This is a genomic window from Geminocystis sp. CENA526, from assembly GCF_050753365.1.
GTDB lineage: Bacteria > Cyanobacteriota > Cyanobacteriia > Cyanobacteriales > Cyanobacteriaceae > Geminocystis.
In genome coordinates this window covers 1-22,079 of sequence record NZ_JBLZFY010000023.1, presented here as the reverse complement: position 1 = coordinate 22,079, position 22,079 = coordinate 1, and the positions used below count along the sequence as shown (strand labels likewise).

General features: G+C 33.4%; 23 protein-coding genes. 6 read left to right on the top strand and 17 right to left on the bottom strand.

Annotated elements, in window-relative coordinates:
* Nucleotides 1-69 precede the first annotated feature (69 nt).
* The 10 genes from ACN4EE_RS08820 to tyrS all read right to left on the bottom strand — a co-directional run bounded on the left by ACN4EE_RS08820 (nucleotide 70) and on the right by tyrS (nucleotide 10,250).
* Nucleotides 70-714 (bottom strand): COP23 domain-containing protein, encoded by a 645-nt coding sequence (locus ACN4EE_RS08820; RefSeq protein WP_431706059.1) that lies wholly within the window; start codon nucleotides 712-714, stop codon nucleotides 70-72.
* A 145-nt stretch (nucleotides 715-859) separates the two neighbouring features.
* Nucleotides 860-2,392, bottom strand: a complete 1,533-nt coding sequence (locus tag ACN4EE_RS08815) for a tetratricopeptide repeat protein (RefSeq protein ID WP_431706058.1) — start codon at nucleotides 2,390-2,392, stop codon at nucleotides 860-862.
* 145 nt (nucleotides 2,393-2,537) lie between these two features.
* Complete coding sequence (locus ACN4EE_RS08810) at nucleotides 2,538-2,873, bottom strand: HepT-like ribonuclease domain-containing protein (protein ID WP_431706057.1); 336 nt, start codon at nucleotides 2,871-2,873, stop codon at nucleotides 2,538-2,540.
* A complete protein-coding gene (locus ACN4EE_RS08805) occupies nucleotides 2,827-3,180 on the bottom strand; it encodes a nucleotidyltransferase family protein (protein ID WP_431706056.1) in 354 nt (117 codons plus the stop codon). The genes ACN4EE_RS08810 and ACN4EE_RS08805 overlap by 47 nt, the downstream gene beginning before the upstream one ends.
* A 193-nt stretch (nucleotides 3,181-3,373) precedes the next feature.
* Nucleotides 3,374-4,972 carry a protein kinase domain-containing protein gene (locus ACN4EE_RS08800; RefSeq protein WP_431706055.1) on the bottom strand — a complete coding sequence of 533 codons (1,599 nt, stop codon included), beginning with the start codon at nucleotides 4,970-4,972 and terminating at the stop codon, nucleotides 3,374-3,376.
* 134 nt (nucleotides 4,973-5,106) lie between these two features.
* Entirely contained in the window at nucleotides 5,107-7,029 is a 1,923-nt protein-coding gene (locus ACN4EE_RS08795) for a transglycosylase domain-containing protein (RefSeq protein WP_431706054.1), read from the bottom strand.
* A gap of 221 nt (nucleotides 7,030-7,250) precedes the next feature.
* Complete coding sequence (moaA, locus tag ACN4EE_RS08790) at nucleotides 7,251-8,234, bottom strand: GTP 3',8-cyclase MoaA (RefSeq protein ID WP_431706052.1); 984 nt, start codon at nucleotides 8,232-8,234, stop codon at nucleotides 7,251-7,253.
* An 84-nt stretch (nucleotides 8,235-8,318) separates the two neighbouring features.
* Entirely contained in the window at nucleotides 8,319-8,495 is a 177-nt protein-coding gene (locus ACN4EE_RS08785; protein ID WP_431706051.1) for a hypothetical protein, read from the bottom strand.
* Complete coding sequence (locus ACN4EE_RS08780; RefSeq protein WP_431706050.1) at nucleotides 8,492-8,836, bottom strand: hypothetical protein; 345 nt, start codon at nucleotides 8,834-8,836, stop codon at nucleotides 8,492-8,494. The genes ACN4EE_RS08785 and ACN4EE_RS08780 overlap by 4 nt, the downstream gene beginning before the upstream one ends.
* Before the next feature lie 199 nt (nucleotides 8,837-9,035).
* Nucleotides 9,036-10,250, bottom strand: a complete 1,215-nt coding sequence (tyrS, locus tag ACN4EE_RS08775) for a tyrosine--tRNA ligase (RefSeq protein WP_431706049.1) — start codon at nucleotides 10,248-10,250, stop codon at nucleotides 9,036-9,038.
* 78 nt (nucleotides 10,251-10,328) lie between these two features.
* On the opposite strand from tyrS, the gene ACN4EE_RS08770 reads away from it, so the two are divergent.
* The gene (locus tag ACN4EE_RS08770) at nucleotides 10,329-10,745 is read left to right on the top strand and encodes a GtrA family protein (protein ID WP_431706048.1); all 417 of its coding nucleotides are present in this window, start codon (nucleotides 10,329-10,331) and stop codon (nucleotides 10,743-10,745) included.
* A gap of 11 nt (nucleotides 10,746-10,756) precedes the next feature.
* The gene (locus tag ACN4EE_RS08765) at nucleotides 10,757-11,896 is read left to right on the top strand and encodes a glycosyltransferase family 4 protein (RefSeq protein ID WP_431706047.1); all 1,140 of its coding nucleotides are present in this window, start codon (nucleotides 10,757-10,759) and stop codon (nucleotides 11,894-11,896) included.
* Nucleotides 11,897-11,945: 49 nt separating this feature from the next.
* On the opposite strand, the gene ACN4EE_RS08760 is transcribed toward ACN4EE_RS08765, so the two are convergent.
* Nucleotides 11,946-12,497 carry a response regulator gene (locus ACN4EE_RS08760; RefSeq protein ID WP_431706046.1) on the bottom strand — a complete coding sequence of 184 codons (552 nt, stop codon included), beginning with the start codon at nucleotides 12,495-12,497 and terminating at the stop codon, nucleotides 11,946-11,948.
* Between the two features lie 215 nt (nucleotides 12,498-12,712).
* Between ACN4EE_RS08760 and chlG the strand changes: the two genes are divergently transcribed.
* Nucleotides 12,713-13,711 carry a chlorophyll synthase ChlG gene (gene chlG / locus ACN4EE_RS08755; RefSeq protein WP_431706045.1) on the top strand — a complete coding sequence of 333 codons (999 nt, stop codon included), beginning with the start codon at nucleotides 12,713-12,715 and terminating at the stop codon, nucleotides 13,709-13,711.
* Between the two features lie 394 nt (nucleotides 13,712-14,105).
* On the opposite strand, the gene ACN4EE_RS08750 is transcribed toward chlG, so the two are convergent.
* Both ACN4EE_RS08750 and ACN4EE_RS08745 read right to left on the bottom strand, forming a co-directional pair.
* The gene (locus ACN4EE_RS08750; RefSeq protein ID WP_431706044.1) at nucleotides 14,106-14,312 is read right to left on the bottom strand and encodes an antitoxin; all 207 of its coding nucleotides are present in this window, start codon (nucleotides 14,310-14,312) and stop codon (nucleotides 14,106-14,108) included.
* Between the two features lie 4 nt (nucleotides 14,313-14,316).
* Entirely contained in the window at nucleotides 14,317-14,601 is a 285-nt protein-coding gene (locus ACN4EE_RS08745) for a BrnT family toxin (protein WP_431706043.1), read from the bottom strand.
* A gap of 170 nt (nucleotides 14,602-14,771) precedes the next feature.
* On the opposite strand from ACN4EE_RS08745, the gene ACN4EE_RS08740 reads away from it, so the two are divergent.
* Together ACN4EE_RS08740 and ACN4EE_RS08735 are read left to right on the top strand one after the other, a co-directional pair.
* Complete coding sequence (locus ACN4EE_RS08740) at nucleotides 14,772-18,461, top strand: hypothetical protein (RefSeq protein WP_431706042.1); 3,690 nt, start codon at nucleotides 14,772-14,774, stop codon at nucleotides 18,459-18,461.
* A 159-nt stretch (nucleotides 18,462-18,620) separates the two neighbouring features.
* A complete protein-coding gene (locus ACN4EE_RS08735) occupies nucleotides 18,621-18,839 on the top strand; it encodes a hypothetical protein (RefSeq protein WP_431706041.1) in 219 nt (72 codons plus the stop codon).
* A gap of 156 nt (nucleotides 18,840-18,995) precedes the next feature.
* On the opposite strand, the gene ACN4EE_RS08730 is transcribed toward ACN4EE_RS08735, so the two are convergent.
* From ACN4EE_RS08730 to ACN4EE_RS08715, 4 genes are all read right to left on the bottom strand, one after another.
* Nucleotides 18,996-19,334, bottom strand: a complete 339-nt coding sequence (locus tag ACN4EE_RS08730; RefSeq protein WP_431706040.1) for a nucleotidyltransferase domain-containing protein — start codon at nucleotides 19,332-19,334, stop codon at nucleotides 18,996-18,998.
* Between the two features lie 147 nt (nucleotides 19,335-19,481).
* Nucleotides 19,482-19,811, bottom strand: coding sequence for a nucleotidyltransferase family protein (locus tag ACN4EE_RS08725; RefSeq protein WP_431706039.1), 330 nt, complete (start codon nucleotides 19,809-19,811; stop codon nucleotides 19,482-19,484).
* Nucleotides 19,812-20,161: 350 nt separating this feature from the next.
* Nucleotides 20,162-20,461, bottom strand: coding sequence for a type II toxin-antitoxin system VapC family toxin (locus tag ACN4EE_RS08720; protein ID WP_431706038.1), 300 nt, complete (start codon nucleotides 20,459-20,461; stop codon nucleotides 20,162-20,164).
* Complete coding sequence (locus ACN4EE_RS08715) at nucleotides 20,461-20,709, bottom strand: hypothetical protein (protein WP_431706081.1); 249 nt, start codon at nucleotides 20,707-20,709, stop codon at nucleotides 20,461-20,463. Before ACN4EE_RS08715 ends, ACN4EE_RS08720 begins: the two co-directional genes overlap by 1 nt.
* Nucleotides 20,710-20,835: 126 nt before the next feature.
* On the opposite strand from ACN4EE_RS08715, the gene ACN4EE_RS08710 reads away from it, so the two are divergent.
* Nucleotides 20,836-21,981: an HNH endonuclease domain-containing protein gene (locus ACN4EE_RS08710; RefSeq protein ID WP_431706037.1), complete on the top strand. Its 1,146-nt coding sequence runs from the start codon at nucleotides 20,836-20,838 to the stop codon at nucleotides 21,979-21,981.
* Nucleotides 21,982-22,079: the final 98 nt, after the last annotated feature.

Below are 22,079 nucleotides of genomic sequence, written 5' to 3'. Positions count from 1 at the left end.
GCTTTAGCAGACTTTAGCTATAAGCCATGAAATTTATTTCTTGGCAGATTATGATGTATCACCTATTATTTATTCAAAAAACCAAACATTTTCGGGTTGATTTGTGTCTGAATTATTCACCGTTGGGGAGGTAGATTCTTCATTTACAGAATTGTTGGTATTTTCGCCACTTTCAGCAGTAACATCCTCCTCCGTACCAAGATAAATATTAAGGTCTATATATACTTTATCGTTAACATTGATAATATAGGACGCATCACTTTCAGCCAAAGGATTACTCGAAATACTGTTGCGATCTAATAATCTGCTTACTTTTTGTCGAGGATTATCACTTTTTCTGAGGGTGAATAACTGCCCAACACAATTACCTCCTTTTGTTTTCGCTACGCAAATAATGGGATAATCATTTTTTACCCCATGGGTGATATAACGCAAATTGCCCTGTTGTGCATATTCTTGAAACTTAGCGGAGACGTGTTGACAGCGTTTTTGAGGAGTCCATCCATCCCCAAAATAACCATCATTTTTTGACCAACGAATCATTGTAACTTGTTCCGTTCCCCTTCTCGCCACAGTGGCTGGTATGCCTTGAATATTAACACAATTAAATCTATGGGAACTTGGACGAGCATTACTGCTAGGCATATTAAGAGTTAAAGTTCCTAATGTAATGCTAATTCCACTGACAAGAGCGGTAATTAATTTCTTTTTCATGGCGATATTCTCCCGTTCATGAGTTTTTCTACTTATATTGTATCACCTAATATTTATTGTTGTTTCTTTTACTCTACTTGGTGTAAATTTATCTGAAAATAAACAATCTAACTTCGCAACAACAAAACTATATTTACTATAGTGGTTATTGTAATATGTCTTCTATTATTTTCACTGCTTCTGTGTTTCCTTGTTGAATAAATAAACTTTTAGCATTCGTTAAATCAGAGAGAGCCTTTTCATATTGACTTACAGAAATATAACTTAGACCTCTCATTACATAAGCTTCGGCATAACTACTATCAAGACTGATCGCGTTGGTAAAATCAGCGATTGCTTTCTGATATTCTCCTAAATTGTTATAACTAAAACCTCTATGATAATAAGCAGGAGCATTATTAGGATCAAGATTAATAGCTTTGGTAAGGTCAGGGATCGCTTTTTGATATTCTCCTAAACTATTATAAGTACTACCTCTGTTGTTATAAGCTGTAGCGTAATTAGGATCAAGATTAATCGCTTTGGTGAAATCAGCGATCGCCTTCTGGTATTCTCCTAGTTCATTATAACTACCTCCTCTATTGTTATAAGCTACAGCATAATTAGGATCGAGACTAATCGTCTTTGTATAATCAGCGATCGCCTTATCATATTCTCCCAAACTATTATAAGTAAAACCTCTATTGTTATAAGCTACAGCATAATTAGGATCGAGACTGATCACCTTCGTGTAATCAGAGATTGCCTTATCATATTCTCCTAATTCACCATAACTAACGCCTCTAGCAATATAAGTTAAAGTATTGTTAGGGTCAAGTTTGATAGCTTGATCATATTCAGAGATAGCTTTTTCATGGTTTTTTAGCTCAGAATAAATCAAACCTTCAATTATATATTTATCAATTTCAAGATTCTTTGTAACTTCATCTTGATCAACTTGCTGATTAAAATTACTAATATTACTATTCGTGGCAACCTGATTATTTCCTGCCCAACCCAAATAATTGTTAATGGGTATTCCCAACTTATAACCATCCGTTAAAGGAGTGATGCGAGTTGTGCCAGTTTCCGAATCTTCCACTTCCGCACCTTCACTTAAACCATGTATTCCCACTAACTTACCTTGACTATTTAAAATAGGTGCACCACTCATGCCGGGGCGAGTTTGATTAGTATAAACAAGAGTATAACCCTGTTTTTCTTGGGGATTAATGCCAGAGATATAACCTTCCGTAAACTGATAAATTCTACCATCAATGGGAGGGCGTGGTTTCGGATAACCTGTTATATATATCGTGGCACTTTCCGTTAAAGGTTCATCAACTATTTCTGCAATACCATAATTCTTATTCGCCGTAAACTCAAAAATAGCCAAATCAAAATTACCCACTCGTTGGATGCTACTGGGATTTATCTCATGGGATTGATTATCAAAAGTCGTAACCCTTTGTTTACCTTCATTGCCCACAACGTGCCAATTAGTTAACACAGTGTAAGTATTACCTTGACGATTAACAATAACTCCCGTGCCGTATTCTCTACCATCAATTCTAACGGTAATGGATTTCGCAATGATGTTAATATCTTGACGATTTTGAGCAAAAACCATTTGTGGTTGAATTACTGTCAAAGTTGCCACACCAATCACGAAAGGAGAGATAAAATTATTGAAATTCATTGCTTATCAGATCAAACCTATGGACATATTTTAATTGTATAACTTATCCGTAGGGATTACACATTTTTGAACCCTTAGTTCCGACACCATCAAAAATCAGCACTTTTTGAAACTTTTGAATTTCTTTTTGTAACAACCAAAATCTCTATGCTGTTTGATCAATAGATTCAATTCGAGCTAATAATTCAGGGATATTAGATTGAGTCACCTCCCATAAAATTTGAAGATCAACTTCTTTATATTCATGAACCACACGATTACGCATTCCACGAATAGCATTAAAGGGAATTTGAGGATATTTAGCGATAAAATCAGGAGTTAATCGGTTAACTGCTTCACCGATAATGACTATTTGATATAGTACCGATGATTGAGTTTTTTCGTCATTTAAAAAAGATTTTTGATCTAAATTAGCACAGAATTTAACAATCAAATTACAGGCTTTTATTAAATCTAAAATTGCTTCCTGATTTCTGTTCATAGATTATTTGAGAATTGTGTAAAATGTTATTTTTTCTGATCCAGTTATGGCTATTTTCGATCGATCTTTTTGTCACCACATCAACGGCACGGTTAAATAATAAACTGAATTGATGCTCAATGGTATCCAGATCAAAAAAAGTTATTTTCGCATCTTGGGCAAAAGTGACTAATAAATCAATATCACTATTTTGATTAAAGTCATCCCTCAAAACTGAGCCAAATAAAGCTAATTCGATAATTTGCCATTGCTGACATATTTTACTAATGTAAGTGAGATCGGTATTTAAGCGTTGATAGATGTCCATTTTTTTTGCTAAATATCAAAAATTTCCACATCAGGGATATTTTCCAAGTTACCATAAAGAAAATCCTCTCTTTCCGAATCACTACCATAGTCATTTAAAAAACGACTTAATAAAGAATCTGCCTGAGAAGAGGAAGATTTTACATAACGCCGATAGGCTGAACAAGAAAACCTTTTTCTTTTTGAAAGAATACCTATAAATCACAAGCCTGAAGACGGTTAAAAAGTAAGCCCACATCATCATGCCAAACATCATCATAGCCATTAATTAGAGGGGCTGGTAAATGTCCTTTCGGCACATCTTCAGTGAAACCTAAATCAGAATTATTCCATCCTATTTGTGCAATAAATTGACGATAATTTTCAGCTTTGTATTCACCAATATTATTACCAGTGGATAAATAAATTTCTTTTTGAGTGGTAAAACCGAATTTTTGTTGTGAATATTTAAGCCAAAGTTCGTTAATAGTTTTTAAATCTTCACAGGGTAAATTATCGATCGAAGTAGTGGTAAAATTAGCCTCATTTTTTCTACCGACTAAACTTAACATGATCTTGCTAGTTTCTAAATTTGCTTCTTGCCAATTACCTATTTTTAATTCCGTTTCTAAGTTTTGATATTTAGGAGAAATAGTGGGTAGGAGTGACTGATTTTCTGATGGAGAGTTATTTTCTTGAGTGCTTTCATCTACATTTGTGGAGGAAAAAATATTTAATTTATTTATTAGAAAAAAGCTACCAATTAAACTAGAAATTATTAAGATTATGATTATTAATTGTTGATAATTAAAATTATTTTTATCTATTTTTTTAGGTTTATCATAAGTTGTTTTTTTTGGAGCGACAACCTGATTTTTAATATCTGATTCATTGGTAGTAATTATTTTTGTGGGGTGGATATATTCTTGATTAACTTTATTTTTCGGAGAAGTTTTAATGGTTTTGGTTAAAGTAAAATTTGATTTTTTTGGGGGGTTATTAAGTTGTAAAAGTGCGTTAAGGGTTTCTTGGGCATTTTGAAAGCGATCGAGATGATATTCTGCCACCATTTTACTTAACAAATGTTGAAAATTTAGAGTTAAATTTAGTCCAAAATCTTTATTTAATTGCTCAATATTAGGTTGTTTTGGTAAATTAAAATCGTCTAAACCTGTTAACATCTTGAGGGCAATCATTCCCACTGCATAAATATCACTGGCAAACACTGGTTTACCGTTGGCTTGTTCGTCTGGCATAAAGCCTTGTGTGCCAATAATTACTGTGGAAAGGGTTGAATTTGAGGGGATTTGTTCTTGAATGATTTGTTTTACTGCACCAAAATCAATGATAACTATTTTATTATCGCTTTTTCTCCTCATTAAATTAGCTGGTTTTAAGTCTCGATGAATAATATTATTTTCATGTACAATAACTAATATTTCTAAGATTTCTTTCAATAGATTAATTACTTCTAATTCTAACCATTTTTGCCCTGAAATTATCTCTTTTCTTAAATCATGCCCTTCAATAAATTCTTGTACTAAAAAAAATTGATTATTGATATTAAAATGGGCAAATAATTCGGGGATTTGAGAATTTTTCCCTAGTTTGTGTAAAGTAAGAGCTTCGGTTTCAAATAGTCTGGTTGCGATCGTCAAGGTTTCTGATTCATAGTTTGCTTTTAATTCTTTAACAACACATAGGGGAGAAGTAGGTAAATCAGTATCTTTGGCTAAATAGGTATGTCCAAAAGAGCCTTCTCCTATCTCTTGGATAATTTCGTAACGTTGTTTAAGTTTAATGCCAAGATTCATATAACCGAATTTTCTTTTACTCAAGAATAACATCTTCGTTACTCAAGAATAACATATTCGGCATAACTATAATTTCAATATAAAAAATCAAGAATAATAGCCAATCATTAATTTTTGATAGTTTATTAGGATACTTAGGGTTTAGGTTGGGTAAACTGAGAAGCTGAGGGAAAATATCTGACGGGTTCGTTTTGCAATGCCATTGTCATAAACTGTCGCCAGATAGGTGCGGCATAGCCCCCTCCTGTTACCCCTCTCCCTAAACTACGGCTAAAGTCATCATTACCAATCCAGACGGCAGTAGATAGCTGTGGCACATAACCCACAAACCACACATCTCTTTCTCCTGATGTTGTACCTGTTTTACCTGCGGCGGGGCGCCCAATATTCGCACTGGTGGCAGTACCGTTTTGTATAACGTTTTGCAAACTACTATTTAAAGAAGCGGTTGCCCATTCATTGAGTACTAACTTCGGTTTAGGGGTATTATCTAACATGATATTACCTTTACTATCGGCAACTTGCATGATCATAGTTGTCTCTGATTGCCAACCATTATTAGCAAAGGTGGCGTAAGCCTTCGCCATCTCCATTGGTGTTACACCGATCGGACCCAAAGGAAGAGAAACAACGGGTTGTAAAGGGCTTTCAATACCTAAAGTACGACACACTTCGATCACCCTGTCTAATCCGACTCTTTGCCCTAAGACAACGGCAGGAATATTCAGGGAAATGGCTAAAGCGTGGTTTATACTGACATCTCCTCCTCCGTGACTACCGCCATAGTTTTGAGGGCGATAATATCCGCTACCGTCTCGAAAACCTCTGGTATAGTTGGGTACACTGGTAAAAGGGGTATATTTTCCTGTGGCAAAAGCGGTATAAAATACAAAGGGTTTAAAAGCTGAACCCGGCTGTCTTCTCGATTGCAAAACCCGGTTAAATTGGCTTTTCTCATAGTCGATACCCCCTACTACAGCCTTGACAAAATGGGTTCGAGGATCGATCGACACTAGGGCAACTTGATCGGCTTTAACGCCTGAATTGCGTAGGTTGCGGTGAGCATTTCTGACTATTTCTTCGGCACGAGTCTGCATTTTATAGTCAATAGTCGTTTGAATGTTTACGCCACCTTTGGTAATGGTATCTTGTCCAAATTTTTCAATAATTTCTTGTCTGACGGCATCGGTAACGTAGGGTAATCTACTGGTTTGCCATGCCCTTGGTTTACCTATTAATAAGGGTGCTTTTTTGGCTTCGTCAGCTTCTTCTTGGGTAATCCAACCTAAGTCTGCCATACGGTTGAGTACAGTAGCCTGTCTTTGTTTAGCTAAATTATAATTAGCAAAAGGGCTATAGACTTCGGGGGCTTGAATTAGCCCTGCCATTAATGCCCCTTCAGGGAGAGTTAAGTCTTTTGCCGACTTGTTAAAATAACTTTGGGCGGCGGTTTCTGCACCATAATTATTATGTCCCCAATAGATGTGATTGAGATACATTTCGAGGATTTCGTCTTTCTCGAACACCTGCTCTACTCGTAACGCTAACACGGCTTCTGCTAATTTACGGGAGAATTTGCGTTGATGAGACAAAAACACATTTTTCACTAACTGCATGGTTAAAGTGGAAGCACCTTCTTCTACTCCTCCACTTCGCAGGTTAACCACTGCCGCTCTAGCTACACTATTGGGGTTTACTCCTTTATGGTAGTAAAAATTACTATCTTCGATGGCCATTACTGCCCTTTTTAGGTGAGGAGATATTTGATTTAAGGGAACAGTAGTGCGATGTTCTTCTCCATGAAACGTAGTCAGAAGAACTCCTTTTATGTCATAAATATAGCTAGTTTGGGAGGGGACATAATTGTTTAAAACTCTGACATCAGGCAAGTTACGAAAACTAATGGCTAAACCGACCATTCCTCCAGCAATGGCGGATGTGGTTAAGAGGGTTAACCCTAGAAAAGTACCTCCTGCGGTTTTAGCGACTCCTAAAAAAAAGTTAGGGTTACTCGGTTTTTGATTTTCAGTTTGCCGTTTGATAGTAGTTGATGACACAGTTTTTAACAAGTTTCGATCGAAAAAACAATATAGCAGTTTAATTCTATATTATCTTTATTGAATAAAAAAATAACTGCGCTTGATTCTAACATAATTAAATCAAAATTTAGGTAAAATCTCGTAAAATCTATTAAAAAGCCTTAAAACCTTGATTTTTGAAGTTTCCCTATTACCTATTACCTCTCTTCATCACAATACTATGAGGTAAACTCTCAGTATTATCCGCCAATTTGCGACATGGTTCGATCGTACATATCTGTACCTGCGTCTCTTTGTTTAAAATTAATATCAGGTTTTATTAATAATAATTGAGCTACTTTTTCTCTAATTTCTGAGGTGTTAATACCGTCTCTTAGGGCTTGTTTTAAGTTAATTTGTCCTGTTTCATTTAATAAGCAAGGGCGCAACCAACCATCCGCAGATAAACGCATTCTATTACATCGATCGCAAAAACATTCAGACATCTGAGAAATAAATCCTAAAGTACCTTTACTATGAGGAATTTTAAATATATCAGCGGGTCCATTTCCTGTAATATTAGCTTCTTCTAAACCCCATTTATTTTTAATTTTTTCCCGAATTTCCGACGAAGGAATCCACGCTTTTTCACTGAATAATTGATTATTGCCAATGGGCATAAATTCAATAAATCTGACGTGCCAATTTTTGTTAATAGTTAACTCTGCTAAATCTAAAATTTCATGCTCATTAATGTCTGGAATAATGACTACATTTAATTTTAAGGGATTAAAGCCTACTTCATAAGCCTTGAGTATTCCCTGCCATGTTTTTTGCCAACGACTTTTATTAGTATTACCAATAATTCGATCGAAAGTATCGGGATTGAGAGAATCTAAACTAATATTAATGCGTTTTAAACCTGCTAAAAATAATGATTCTGCTTTCTCTGATAAAAGATAAGCATTAGTGGTTAAAGATAAGTCTTTTGTTTCGGGTAAATTAGCAATTTCTTCAACAATTTCCGTTATATCTTGCCTTAATAAAGGTTCACCTCCCGTGAGGCGAAATTTAGTAAAACCTAAGGGAATAAATACTTCTTTTAACAAAGTTAATAACTCAAATTTTGTGAGTAATTCTTGAGATAAAATATAGCTTAATTCAGCATCATTAGGCATACAATATTGACACCTAAAATTACATTTATCAATTAAACTTATTCTCAGATAATCTACTTTATTCATTTTATTGTTCGATCGAATCCTATCCCGTCATTGCGAGGCACGAAGCAATCTCCTTAAAATCGATCAACCCCTCCCCTCCTGTAATTAGTTTAAAACTTTGTTTAAATATTGTTTACGTTGATTACGATTTTCTTGCTCTAAGAGTGCGATCGCCTCGTCTAGTTCTAACCTTGCTAATTCCATTTCTTGACAAGCACGACGAGCTTTTTTGAGAGTTTCGGCAATTTTTTCAGGATTTGGGATTTTTGGTTCTTGATTCATGATAAACTCCAATCTAATTTAATTTCTTTAATACTTTGTTGTAAAGCTGGAATCCTCTTTTCAATTTTATCGATTACTTGATGAATAAATTGTAGCAAAGATGCAGAAATAACTGGTTGTGCTTCTGCAATATGTATTTGTAAATTATTAATTTGAAAAAAGCCTTCTCTAGCTTGTTCGCTAATTTCGGTTAATTGTTCTAAACTGATTAAAGTCTCTGAATTTTCACCAAAACGCTGTAATAACAAAAACTCAACTTTTTTAGCTTCGTTCAAAATTTCTAACAATTTATCTTGAAGATGATTAACTAATAATTTATTTTCTGGAGATAAATCAGCCATAATTTATAGCTTTTCTAAAGGACTTAAAAAATATTTATTATACACGATAGATTCGCTCGAACTCTATCTCGTCATTGCGAGGCAAATCAGCAATCTGCTTAAAAATTGATCGAACCCTAGACTTCTCCAAAAAATACGGGCAAGATGCCCGTTTTACGGTACAAAAATCATAATTTCTCCCAGTCTATTTAACTTAAGATTAATCTAATAAGCGAATAAATTTTTTCTTGCCTACTTGAATAATTTTATTACTTAATTCTGTAGCATTTTCGATCGAAAAATTGGGGTCTGTAATTCGATCGCCGTCTAAGCGTACACTTCCTCCTTGAATTTGTCTTCTTCCTTCACCGCTACTATTGACTAAACCACAGGCATTGAGAATATAAAACAATTTAGCAGGAAATTCCACATTTTTGAGGGAAAATTCGGGTACAGCTTCCACATTCCCTAGATTTTGATTGCTAACGATTTCTAACGCCGTTTTTTGTGCAGTTAAAGCCGATTCCCTACCGTGATATTGAGAGACAACTTCCACCGCCAATAATTTTTGTGCCTCTCTAGGATTTTCGGGCATGGCACTTAAAGGTAAATCTGTCAATAACTCGAAATAATTTGTTAACAAAGCATCGGGAGTTTTTTCTAACTTAGAATACATCGACAAGGCATCTTCTTTTAAACCCACATAATTGTTAAGGGATTTTGACATTTTTTGCTCTCCATCTGTACCGATTAGAATAGGTAGTAAGACACCAAATTGAGGTTTTTGTCCGAAATATTTTTGTAAATCTCTACCTACGGCAATATTAAATTTTTGATCCGTACCCCCTAACTCTACATCTGCATTGACGGCAACGGAGTCATAACCCTGCATGAGAGGATAGAGAAATTCATGGAGATAAATGGGGGTTTCTTGGGTGTAGCGATTGTTAAAGCCTTCTTTTGCCAACATTTGTTGTACTGTCATGGTGGCTAACAATTCTTGTATTTTGGCGAGGTTAAGGCTAGATAACCACTCAGAATTATATCTTATTTCCAATCGATCGGGGGTATCAAAATCTAAAATGGGGCGTAATTGATTGAGATAGGTTTGTGCGTTTTCCTTGACTTCTTCTGATGTAAGCTGTTTTCTTACTTTATCTTTTCCTGTCGGATCGCCAATTTGTGCGGTAAAATCACCTATAATAACGATCGCAGTGTGTCCTTGATCTTGAAATGCTCTTAATTTACGAAATGGGATACTATGACCTAAATGTAAATCTGTACCCGTAGGATCAATTCCTAATTTTACCCTTAAAGGTCGATCGATCTTAGTGCAAAGTTGTTCTAAATTATCATTAATATTATCTGATTCGGGTTGATGAGGAAAAATATCACTAATCCCTCGATGTAACCATGAAAAATTGTCGCTTGTCATTTTTATTTTCTACAGCAAAAAAACTCCATACAATATATTATCATCAGACATTGCTATCTTATTACTTAATTTTAAAATATGATCGAAAAAATTAAAAGTTTTATAAATCTGAGAATTTTTAAGTTTTTAGGAGTAGGCGGATTTTGTGCAGGTTTAAGTTTAATTTTGATGTATGGTTTAACGTCTTTACTCCAGATTAACTATTTAATTTCTAGCGTTATTACTATCATTATTACTAACTTTATTGGCTTTGCTCTAAATAAATACTATACTTTTCAAACGAAAAAAAAGTTATTTTGGCGTGAACTTTGGAAATATTATAGTGTCATGTTATCTAGTTATATTATTAATCTCTGTGCCATGTTTATTTTAGTGGACTTGGTTAATATTTGGTACTTATATGCTAATATAATTTTGATGATAATTTTAACTCCTTTAAACTATATTTTTCATAAAAATTGGAGCTTTAATAAAAAGAAATTACCTAGTAAATAATCAATGATTCTATGAAAATTTTAGTCGTTACTCATTATTTTCCAGCACATCGAGGCGGTGTGGAAATTGTGGCGGGAGAATTGATTTCTCAATGGTGTAATCAAGGGTTAGAAGTAACGTGGATAGCTAGTAATAATGATCCTTCTCCCCAACTTAATAATAACTTACAATGTATCTCGATCGAGTCAAATAATATCATCGAAAAAAAACTAGGTTTTGCTTATCCTTTGTGGAATATTTTTAAAGTTTATCGACAACTATGGCGACAAATTAAACAAGTGGATATAATCCATATTCACGAATATATTTATTTAGGTAATATTCTCGCTTTTTATATCGCAAAACAACAGAAAAAACCGATAATTATCACTCAACATATTGGCTTTATTCCTTTCAGTAATCCTGTTTTTTGTTTTCTCTTAAAGTTAGTTAATTATACTTTAGGAAAATTGATGTTAACTAGGGTCGATCGAGTAGTTTTTTGTAGTAAAGTAATAGAAGAATATTGGCTAAAATTAAAGCCTAAGTTTTGTCAAAAACCAATATTTATTCCTAATGGTGTGGATACTAATATTTTTTATCCCGTTGACAATCAAGCAAGAATAAAAATTAGAGAAGAATTAGCATTACCTCAAGATAAATTAACCATTCTTTTTGTGGGGCGTTTTGTTGAAAAAAAAGGCTTAAATTTACTCGAAAAATTAGCTAAAAATTATCATCAAATAACATGGGTTTTTGTGGGATGGGGCAGTTTAAACCCTCAAAATTGGGGGTTATCCAATGTTTATGTCTGGGAAAATCTGGAAAAAAGTGTCTTAACACCCCTTTATCAAACTGCTGATTTACTGATATTACCAAGCACAGGGGAGGCTTTTCCCCTCGTGATTCAAGAAGCTATGGCTTGTGGCACTCCTGCTTTTGTAAGTACTGAAAGTGCTAATCAATATCCTCAATTAGAAAACATGATATTCTCAGCAGTGGTAAATCAACCTCATTCTGAGGAAGAATGGCACAACAAAACGCAGGAAATCATCAACAATCCTGCATTATTAAGCAATTTAAGGGCAGAAGTTTCTCATTTTGCTCAAGAATACTGGTGTTGGGAAAAAACAGCCGACAGTTATCTACAAGTTTTTCAAAAATTGCTATAAATTGATAATACATCGATCGAACTTTCCCATAATTAAAAATGTAAATTGATTATTGTAATTTTTTCTTCACGAAATTCATAAGTTGATTTAATTGTTTTTTCAATTGTGCCACTTCGGATTCTAAATGGATCACCTTAGCTTGTAACTGTTCAATTTCACCACCGCCACTTGTACCGCCCATAGTTGGGGTATCAGACACAGAAACCTTGAGGGATTGAGCCAATTTCTTGGATTTCTCCATACATTCTCTGATACCATGAATTAATTGTTTTTGATCAAAGGGTTTTTCCAAGAAAGAGAAATACTCAAAAGGTTCAGCAATTTTACCAGTTACTTCATCTTTTCTTCCCGACATTACCAAAAGAGGAATAAGTTTCAAACGAGGATCTTCTTGTATTGCTTGATAAATTTCCCAACCACTAACTTTAGGTAAGAAAAAATCTAACATGATTAGGTGAGGATTTGCGCTGTGGAGTAATTCCATTCCCAGAAGTCCGTCTTTGGCTTCCACTACTTCAAATTTACCTTCGGGTAACATATCTCTGACAGTTTTTCTAATTACCATGCTGTCTTCAATTAGTAAAATTTTGTGACTTGCCACTATCAAACTCCTTGCAAAAAATAAAACCTTAATGGTATTAAGTATAATAAAACTTTGCTTATTTTATTGATGAAATTCTCTTCGATAATCTTCCAGTCAGTAAAAATGTACTAAATTTGCCTGATAGGAGTAGAAATGAGTAATCCGTCAAGGGTGACAGTGATTGTTATACTATTCTCTAAAGAATATGTTAACTTTTAGGCTTTATTAAAATAATGACAAATACAGAAGACAAAGATTATACCAAAGTGGAACTCGATCGAGACGATAAAGGATCGAAAGCTAGACAACTATTAGGCATGAAAGGGGCAACCCAAGCCAAAAATATTTGGCAAATTAGGCTTCAACTGATGAAACCTATTACATGGATTCCCTTGATTTGGGGAGTTGTCTGTGGTGCGGCATCCTCTGGGGGTTATGTCTGGAGTTGGGAACATTTCCTCATGGCGTTAACTTGTATGTTAATGTCTGGTCCTCTTTTAGCAGGTTATACTCAAACTATCAACGATTTTTACGATCGAGATATAGACGCAATCAACGAGCCATATCGCCCCATTCCATCAGGAATTATTTCCATTCCCCAAGTAGTAACCCAAATTCTAGTTTTACTATTTGCAGGTATCGGTGTTGCCTACGGTTTAGATGTATGGGCAAACCATGAGTTTCCTATCTTAACTTGTTTAGCCCTTGGAGGCTCTTTCATCTCCTATATTTATTCTGCACCTCCCCTCAAGCTCAAGAAAAATGGTTGGTTAGGAAATTATGCACTAGGTTCGAGCTATATCGCACTACCTTGGTGGGCTGGTCATGCTTTATTCGGGGAGTTAAACTGGACTATTATCATTCTTACCTTAATCTATAGTATGGCAGGATTAGGGATTGCAGTGGTAAATGATTTCAAAAGTGTTGAAGGCGATCGAGAATTAGGTTTAAAATCCTTACCCGTCATGTTTGGAGTAACTACCGCCGCATGGATTTGCGTCATTATGATTGATGTGTTTCAAATTGGCATGGGGGCATATTTAATTTATATTCATCAAAATCTTTATGCTACAATTTTATTATTGTTAGTTATACCACAAATAACTTTCCAAGATATGTACTTTTTACGAGATCCCTTAAACAACGATGTTAAATATCAAGCTAGTGCGCAACCTTTCCTTGTATTAGGGATGTTAGTCATGGGATTAGCATTGGGACATTCAGTCATGTAAAATGTCTTTGTGGTGAGGGGTGAACTACCAACACTAACCTAGCGGTATAGTGTAGGCTTCATCTTTCACAGGCTCATGTCTCAAGACAGATTTACGTCCGCCTTTTGGTGTTAACAGATGGTGATTTATTTATAAGTAGTGACGCTCCATACACTTACGATTGAACCTCTTAAAAAACTTGACAGAAAATCTTACTAAAAATATCAAACTCTTGCAACATAGCTATTTCATCCTTTGATAATAATGATTTTAAAGACTGAAGTGATGAAATATGGGAGGGAAATCTTGAAGAAATGAGGTTTGATTAACTGGCATTTTGTATATAAAATAGTCTAATCAAGTTACTATATCCATTTAAACTTTTGTTGGACATTAGTTGGCTGAAAAATTTATTTTAGAAGGATATTTCCCGTTTAGTTTTTACACAGTCTAAAAGGTATAAATTAATTAATTGTTGATAAGAAATACCCTTTTCTAGTGCCTTTTTTTCAAAATATTCTACCACCTCAATTTCTAAAGGTAAATTTACTTGTTGCTTTAGTTTTTTTGCATAAGGATTCGGGCAACTTTTCATTTTAGTTAAATCATATTCTGGTTTCATAGTTTTATCCTCTATACTGTTGACTTTCTTTTTTCGTTGCCTTACGAGCTGAAATTATCCTAATTTCTGATTCTTCTTCTCGATAACAATGCACTCTTAATAATAATCGCATTTTTGAACTCATACCAAGCAACAAAAATCTATCTTCTAACTCAGAATGTGTTTCATCCCAAAATTGTATCGCATTATCATCATAAAATACGGATTTTGCTTCTTCAAATGAAACACCATGCTTTTTTTGATTGATTAAATCCTTGTTTTTGTCCCACTGAAATATTAATCGACTCATACCTATATTTTAAAATAAACCACTTGATTTATTTCAGTATTTTAAATAAAATGTAACATATACTTAAAAGTTACTATAATTGAAAACATCACCTACTGGTGTTTATTTTTGTCTATGATGTTAGGTTTCATGCCTCAACCTAATCTACTTTTGTTAAAATCACAATTTTTATGAATAATCTTACATTAGCTAATTATTTTACCCTAGAAAGACGTTACACTCGATCGATCAACTTAGAGAGAGATTTTGATGATATTACCGCCTTAGATGGTTATATTTTAACGGATAAAGCCATTGATGTTTTAGGGAGGGTTTTGCGAGGTTTGACGAGAGAAAATAATAGTAATTGTTGGACTTTAACAGGGGTTTATGGTACTGGAAAATCGGCTTTTTGTCATTATTTAAGTTGTTTATTAGCTCCTCAAAATAGTAAAATTTATTCATCAGCTTTTGAGATTATTAAGCCTATTTTAAGAGAAGAAAATGAGTTAAATAAAGAGTATCAAAAATTAATATATAATTTACCAAAACAAGGCTTATTTAGGTCGATCGCTGTTAGTCAAAGAGAGCCTATTATTAGTACAATTATTAGGGCTTTATTGGTAGGATTAGATAGTTTTCAGCTCAAAAATAAAGCTCTATTTAAAGGACAATTAGAGAGTTTTAATGAGTTAATAACAGTAGGAAAACCTGTTAATAATAGTGCCATTATTGCCTTAATAAAAGAGATAATTATTCAAGGTAAAACAGACTTAATTTTTATTATTGATGAGTTAGGAAAAAATTTAGAATATGCTGTTTATAATCAAGGTGCAGAGGATTTATACTTATTACAACAATTAGCAGAATTAGAGTCAATTAACGGCAATCGAGTCTATATTTTAGGCATTCTTCATCAAGCCTTTACTGAGTATGGGCAAAGATTGGCAAAAGTGCAACGCAACGAATGGGCAAAAATTCAAGGTAGATTTGAGGATATTCCTTTTACTGAATCGGTATCGCAAATGATGCGGTTAATGGGAGAAGCAATTAATCATCAAGAAGAATCCCCCCTTTATCCTCCCTTAGCAAAGGGGGAAAGTAACAAAGAAGACTTTTCTCTTGAGGGGTTGGGGGTGAGAGATTATAGTCAACAATGGTTTGATAGTCTTTATCAGACTTTATCGGTAGAAAAAATTGACGAGTCAATCTTAGAAAAAATTTACCCTCTGCATCCTCTGACGGCTTTGGTTTTACCTACTCTGTGTATGCGTTATGCTCAAAACGATCGAACTTTATTTACTTTTATCACATCTGATGAGCCTTTTTCCTTAAAAAATTTTCTCACAGAAACGGTTATATTCAGTGAGGGAATCAAAGACACTGGTGAAGGTAGGGAAAAGGGAAGAGGGAAAAGGGAAGAGGAGTTTTTGAAATATTCCAATGATGACTTTGTTAAGTATAGCTTACCGACACTGAAACTCGATCGAGTCTATGATTATTTTATCGAATCGGCAGGAATGGGGTTAACATCGCGCCCTAATTTGCAAAGATGGATAGAAATTCACGACTTAATCACTGATAGTAAGAGTTTGGATGAGGATAGTTTACGGGTGTTAAAAGTAATTGGTATCCTCAACTTGGTGACGATTACGGGGATAACAAAAGCAACTAGGCAACTGGTGGCTTATGGCTTATGTGATTTACCCCAAGCCGAAGAAGTTAACTACTGGCAGGAAAAAATAGATGGTTTATTGAAAGGGGGGATAATTACCCATCGCCGTCAATTAGATGAATTAAGAATTTGGCAAGGTTCAGATTTTAATGTCGATCGAGAGTTAGAATCTTATCAGGATGTAGAGACTTTGGTGAAAAAACTGTCAACACTACGTCCATTAAAACCCATCATAGCTCAAAGACATAGTTATCAAACAGGCACTTTACGTTATTTTGAAAGACATTATCTCGACTCCTCATCAGATTTAGACAAGTTAAAATGCCATAGTGATACCGCCGATGGTTACTTAGGTTATTGGTTAGAAGAAGAAATCCCCTCCTCTTTTCCTTCATCTACCGTTGATGGATTGCCGCTTATTATCATCACCGCTAATAACTTACAAATTTTACGGTTACGAGGGAGAGAATTTTCGGCTTTGAATTGGTTAGATAAAACGGCAAAAGAATTACAAGCTGATGGAGTTGCCAGAAAAGAAGTGCGTTATCGCCTCGCCGAAGCAGAAAGATTTTTAGATGAAACTTTAGCTACGGTGTTTGATGTTAGTGAAGAAAATAATCAATGTTGGATTCAAGGAGAGTTGGTGAATATCTCTAGTATTAGTCAGTTAAACTCTGAATTATCGAGAATTTGTGAGCAAATATTTCCTAAAAGCCCGATTTTGTGGAATGAGTTGATAAATCGCCGTAATTTAACCGCCCAAGGGATGATGGCAAGACGACAGTTAATCTCTGCCATGATAAATAATTCTACCCTACCTAAGTTGGGTTTAACGGGTTATGGACCAGAAGTTACTATGTATTTTTCCCTTTTGCAAGAAACAGGGATTCATCGTCTCAATGAACAATGTACAATTAACAATGAACAATTAAACATCCATAATGCGACTTCTGAAAACAACTTGATTACCCCCCCCGACACATATAATACCAACTTAGGAGAAAATAATCAAGAAGAATGGGGTTTTTATCCGCCTGTGAGTAGGGATAATCCTAATATAACGGATGTCTGGAGTTCGATCGAACATTTTTGCTTATCGGCAACAGAAAAACCAGAAAACATCTCTAAGTTATATCAACTATTGTCAAAACCTCCCTATGGAGTGAAAGAGGGAATTATTCCTGTTATCCTTGCCTCGGTGTTGTTATATTATCGAGAGGAAGTAGGAGTTTATCAAGATGGTACTTTTATACCAGTGTTAGGAGAAGAGCATTTTGAGTTATTAGTTAAAAATCCCGATCGATATGGAGTAAAATATTTTGCTATCGAAGGTTTAAGGGGAGAAATCTTCAAAGAATTAGAAGCAATTTTAAGTAAAGCGAAGGGTAAGGATAATTTGCAAGTGAGAAACGCAACCCTTTTAAGTGTCGTTACTCCTTTATATCAGTTTGTGAAAAAGTTACCCCGTTATACTCAACAAACCAAAAATTTAAGTAAGACTGCCCTTCAGATTTTACACTCTTTACAGCAAACTGTTGAACCAGACGAGTTACTTTTTTCGGCTTTACCCCTTGCCTGTGGTTTATCTGCCATTACTCCAGACTCCCCCCCCAGTGTGGAAGTAACGAAAATTTTTAAAACGGAGTTAATTAAAGGGTTACGGGAAATTAATCAAGGCTATGATAGTTTACTTACTCATTGCCAATCTTTGTTAAATACTGCTTTTGGGGTAGAGGGAGATAAGTTAAGGGTGACTTTACGCCTTCGTGGTTATAATCTCAAGGATAAATGTGTTGAGCGCAGTTTGAAACGTTTTACTCAAGCGATTATTGATGATTCCCAAAGTGATAGTCAATGGTTGTCTGCGGTTGTGATGGTGATTGCGGATAAACCTGCGGAGTCTTGGAGTGATGAGGATTCGATCGCATTTGAGGTAAAATTAGCGGATATAGTGCGCAAATTCGAGAATTTAGAGGCTATCCAAACGGAGGTTAACACTCAAGGTATTCAAGAGGGAGTAACAGCGAGAAGAATTAGCGTCACCCGTGATGACGGGGAGGAAACTTTAAGGATGGTATGGATAGATGAAAGTCGAGAAAAAGAAGCGGATGATTTAGTTAATCAAATACTAGCGCAATTAGAAGGGGTCGATCGAAAACTCAGAGAAGCGGTATTAGCAAAACTCACGGAAAGAATCTTAAACTAAACGTAGGTTGGGTTAGCGTCAGCGTAACCCAACAAATTTTCTTTTTTTTGCTAATGGAGTTAGCGATACCGTAACCCAACAAAATTCTATTTTTTGCTAAATTGAAAGAAATTTTCTTGAGATATAATCAGAATAAATTAATGTATCAAGGAGTTAATCATGGAAACCATAACAATTAAAGTTGATTCAGAAATAGCTAAAGCCTATCAAAAAGCTGATGCGACTAAACAAGAAAATGCAATCCAAATTTGTAATTTAGTTTTAAAACAATTATTAAAACCTGATAGCTTTGAAGAAATAGTAACTCAAATTAAAGAGGAAGCAAAAGTAAATGGTTTAATACCCGAAATATTAACACAATTATTAGAAGATGAATAAATAAATAATGATTTGACTAAAATTGATTTATTCTTGATAAAAATGAGTTAATTCTTGTTGAGAAAACTCAATAAATTCTCCTCCCAGTAAATATTCAGAAGCATTGATACTTTGTTCAGATTTTATTTTTATTAAGTAAATTTTTTACTTTTATATTCATAATAATATTCCATCTTGTTTAACATTTTTAATAAATAAATTATCCTCATTATTTAACCTATTTTCTGAAATATAAAAACAATTAACTACTGCATCATATTCAATACATAAACTGCTGATAAAATCACTATTATTTTTTATTTCTTCAACACAATTAATATCCCCTTTTAAAACCACTAATATATCAATATCAGAATATTCTCTAGCATCTCCTCTCGCTTGTGAACCAAATAATATTAACTGTGTTAATCTTTGTTTATAGATTTGGCTAAATTTGTCTTTTATGGTTTTTATAATAGGCTCTAAATTCTTATTTTTAATTAATGTTATAGTCATATTGTGTAAAAATTTTAATTAATAAAATCGTAGCTTAATTATAGTAGATAAGGTTCGATCGTATCAGTGATATTTTGTTAACAAAATGAATAAAGAATTTTATTAAAAATAATAGAATAATTGTTAACTTATGATGAGGATAAATCATTATCCTGATTTCTGTTCATAAATTACTTTTAAATTATCTAAAATATTCTTTTTTCTAATAGGGTTATGACTGTTATTAATTGCCTTTTTTGTTACCACATCTACAGGGCGATTAAACAATCGACTAAATTGATTTTCGATACTATCTAAATCAAAGAAAGTTATTTTTGTATCTTCAGCAAAAGTAACTAATAAATCTATATCACTTTCACTATTAAAATCATCTCTTAATATTGAGCCAAATAAAGCTAATTCTATGATTTTTTTCTCTTGACATAGTTTAATTAAATTTTGTCGATTAGTATTTAATCTTTGATATATATTAATCATTATTAAGAATTATTAATAAGAGCTTGAGGTTGAATAATAATAATGTCAGAAAGTTGAATAAAATCTTGAGAATTAAAAGTTAATAAATGACTGATATTATTAGCTTTCATTACTGCTAAAAGTCTAATATCATGGCTACGTTTTCCTTTAATATTGTAGTCTGTTACCAGTCTTAACCAATGAGGAAAAATATGGCTCTTCTACAGTAGTTATGATAAATTAATACCAAATAATGCTTAAAACTATTGATATATAATAGTTACAGAATTTTAAAAATGCAATTCTTATAAAAATTCAATTTTATTAGTATCGATCGTAATCTATATAATGATTTCAGGGATTATTTACTATTAGCTTATTATACTCAAAGTAAGAGAGCCAAAAATATCTATATTTTCAGTAATTAACATAAAGTTATTTAACAAATCATTGACATAATCTTTAGTTTGTGAGATACTCCAACCTAAACCATTAACATCAGTTGGACGTGTAGCCACTACCCAAAATTCGATTAACACTTGAGATGTAATAACACACTCATTACCATCAGCGATAATTTGTGCAATTGCGTCATTAGCTAGAGAATGAGTCAAAGAAGAAACATCCGCCGATCGTAATAAAATATTAGTATCAAGTAAATATTGAATCATTAATAATCATCCTCATAGATGCTATCTCGATGTAACGCAGAATCAGGTAAATTAGCACTGGTTTTAGGTAATTTAGCTATAACTTTACGCCATTGTGCTATTTTTTCCTCTGGAGTAAGGTTGGTATCGGAAGATGGTAGAGAAGTTGACATTTTATGTTTCAAAAATTCACTAAAGTTTAATACCTCCTCTTGTTGTTGTAAAGGAAGTCGTTTAAGATTTTCTAACACTGCTTTTTCAATATTCATCATAGTTTTTTATTAAAACTAAATTTATAAATTAATTATAAATGAGTTAGATTAAGTTTTGTATGGTTAGGCTAACACTAACCCAAGCTAAAGATGATGTTCAATAATTTAATAAGTTGAACTAATATGAATATTAATTCTCAAATTTTACCACAATCTAACCATCTAAATATATCCGCATTATCTCGATTATTTCAAGCAACCACTAATTCTTATAAATACCTATTTTTTTATTCTATTTTAGATATTTTATCCCAAAGATTATTTGATCATTCAGAGTCAATGTCAATTAGTTTTCAAGAATTAATGATAGAAATGTTAGCTAATGCTTGGTATCCTCATACCTTTTTTCGCCTATCCTTTGGGAAACAAGATAAAATTGCTAATAAGTTAGACTCCCTTGATTTGACGGTAAACACTACCGTTTTAAAATTTAATAGTAGCGATAAAATAGCGTTGAAAGAAATTATTAGTCAAAATAATTTAACTGCTATTATTGCTGATTTTAAAAAGAATGTACCTTTTCGATTATTACGCCCTTTTTTGCAAGAAAACTTGCGGGATTTTGATGTTAACTATGAAGTAGTCAAAAAAACCCCAGAAATAGCTAATCAATATTTTGCTATCTTAAAACCTTTATATCGTTTTAATGCTAATACTTATAGAGAATCTGATGCTATTATTTTACATCCAGAATGGGTAGATTATTTTAAACAAAATTTTATCATTATTAAAGGTTGGGTAGCTTGGGAATGGTTACAATATATGCAAAAAAATAATCAAAATGTACCCAATTTAGTTAATAAATTATTTGCCCCTGAGAAAAGAAACTCTTTAACTAATCAAGCTAATTATTGGAAATTTATACTAGAAAAACAGCCCATTAAATGTATTTATTCTCAGCAAACTTTAGATAAAAATACTATTTCGATCGATCATTATTTACCTTGGTCATTTGTAGCTCACGATCGACTTTGGAATTTAATACCAACGATGAATAATGTTAATAGTTCTAAATCAAATAATATACCATCTTCTCAATATTTAGTCAAATTTATTCAATTACAACATCAAGGCTTAACTATTTCTCATCAATATTTACCTCGAAAAGAATGGCTAAAATATACAGAAAATTATCTGCTAGATTTAAAGATAAGTCAAACCGAAGATTTATTAAATTTAGAATTATTAACTAATATTTATAACCGTCAGTTTGAGCCTTTAATATCCTTAGCAAAAATACAAGGTTTTAACGATAATTGGACTTATTAAAGCTAAATAAAATATAAATGCAGGGTATTATATTATTGTGAATAAGTTGATTTTTTTAAGATTATTTATCTTCCCCCTCTTCCCCCTCTTCCCCCTCT

Bases quoted from the DNA above. Each gene is read 5' to 3' on its own strand.
- ACN4EE_RS08720 (WP_431706038.1), bottom strand. From the start codon at position 20,461: ATGATTCAATATTTACTTGATACTAATATTTTATTACGATCGGCGGAT.
- ACN4EE_RS08770 (WP_431706048.1), top strand. From the start codon at position 10,329: ATGATCGAAAAAATTAAAAGTTTTATAAATCTGAGAATTTTTAAGTTT.
- ACN4EE_RS08710 (WP_431706037.1), top strand. From the start codon at position 20,836: ATGAATATTAATTCTCAAATTTTACCACAATCTAACCATCTAAATATA.
- ACN4EE_RS08805 (WP_431706056.1), bottom strand. From the start codon at position 3,180: ATGGACATCTATCAACGCTTAAATACCGATCTCACTTACATTAGTAAA.
- ACN4EE_RS08820 (WP_431706059.1), bottom strand. From the start codon at position 714: ATGAAAAAGAAATTAATTACCGCTCTTGTCAGTGGAATTAGCATTACA.
- ACN4EE_RS08780 (WP_431706050.1), bottom strand. From the start codon at position 8,836: ATGGCTGATTTATCTCCAGAAAATAAATTATTAGTTAATCATCTTCAA.
- ACN4EE_RS08785 (WP_431706051.1), bottom strand. From the start codon at position 8,495: ATGAATCAAGAACCAAAAATCCCAAATCCTGAAAAAATTGCCGAAACT.
- ACN4EE_RS08800 (WP_431706055.1), bottom strand. From the start codon at position 4,972: ATGAATCTTGGCATTAAACTTAAACAACGTTACGAAATTATCCAAGAG.
- moaA (WP_431706052.1), bottom strand. From the start codon at position 8,234: ATGAATAAAGTAGATTATCTGAGAATAAGTTTAATTGATAAATGTAAT.
- ACN4EE_RS08765 (WP_431706047.1), top strand. From the start codon at position 10,757: ATGAAAATTTTAGTCGTTACTCATTATTTTCCAGCACATCGAGGCGGT.
- ACN4EE_RS08725 (WP_431706039.1), bottom strand. From the start codon at position 19,811: ATGATTAATATATATCAAAGATTAAATACTAATCGACAAAATTTAATT.
- ACN4EE_RS08715 (WP_431706081.1), bottom strand. From the start codon at position 20,709: ATGAATATTGAAAAAGCAGTGTTAGAAAATCTTAAACGACTTCCTTTA.
- ACN4EE_RS08730 (WP_431706040.1), bottom strand. From the start codon at position 19,334: ATGACTATAACATTAATTAAAAATAAGAATTTAGAGCCTATTATAAAA.
- ACN4EE_RS08735 (WP_431706041.1), top strand. From the start codon at position 18,621: ATGGAAACCATAACAATTAAAGTTGATTCAGAAATAGCTAAAGCCTAT.
- ACN4EE_RS08745 (WP_431706043.1), bottom strand. From the start codon at position 14,601: ATGAGTCGATTAATATTTCAGTGGGACAAAAACAAGGATTTAATCAAT.
- ACN4EE_RS08750 (WP_431706044.1), bottom strand. From the start codon at position 14,312: ATGAAACCAGAATATGATTTAACTAAAATGAAAAGTTGCCCGAATCCT.
- tyrS (WP_431706049.1), bottom strand. From the start codon at position 10,250: ATGACAAGCGACAATTTTTCATGGTTACATCGAGGGATTAGTGATATT.
- ACN4EE_RS08815 (WP_431706058.1), bottom strand. From the start codon at position 2,392: ATGAATTTCAATAATTTTATCTCTCCTTTCGTGATTGGTGTGGCAACT.
- ACN4EE_RS08810 (WP_431706057.1), bottom strand. From the start codon at position 2,873: ATGAACAGAAATCAGGAAGCAATTTTAGATTTAATAAAAGCCTGTAAT.
- ACN4EE_RS08740 (WP_431706042.1), top strand. From the start codon at position 14,772: ATGAATAATCTTACATTAGCTAATTATTTTACCCTAGAAAGACGTTAC.
- chlG (WP_431706045.1), top strand. From the start codon at position 12,713: ATGACAAATACAGAAGACAAAGATTATACCAAAGTGGAACTCGATCGA.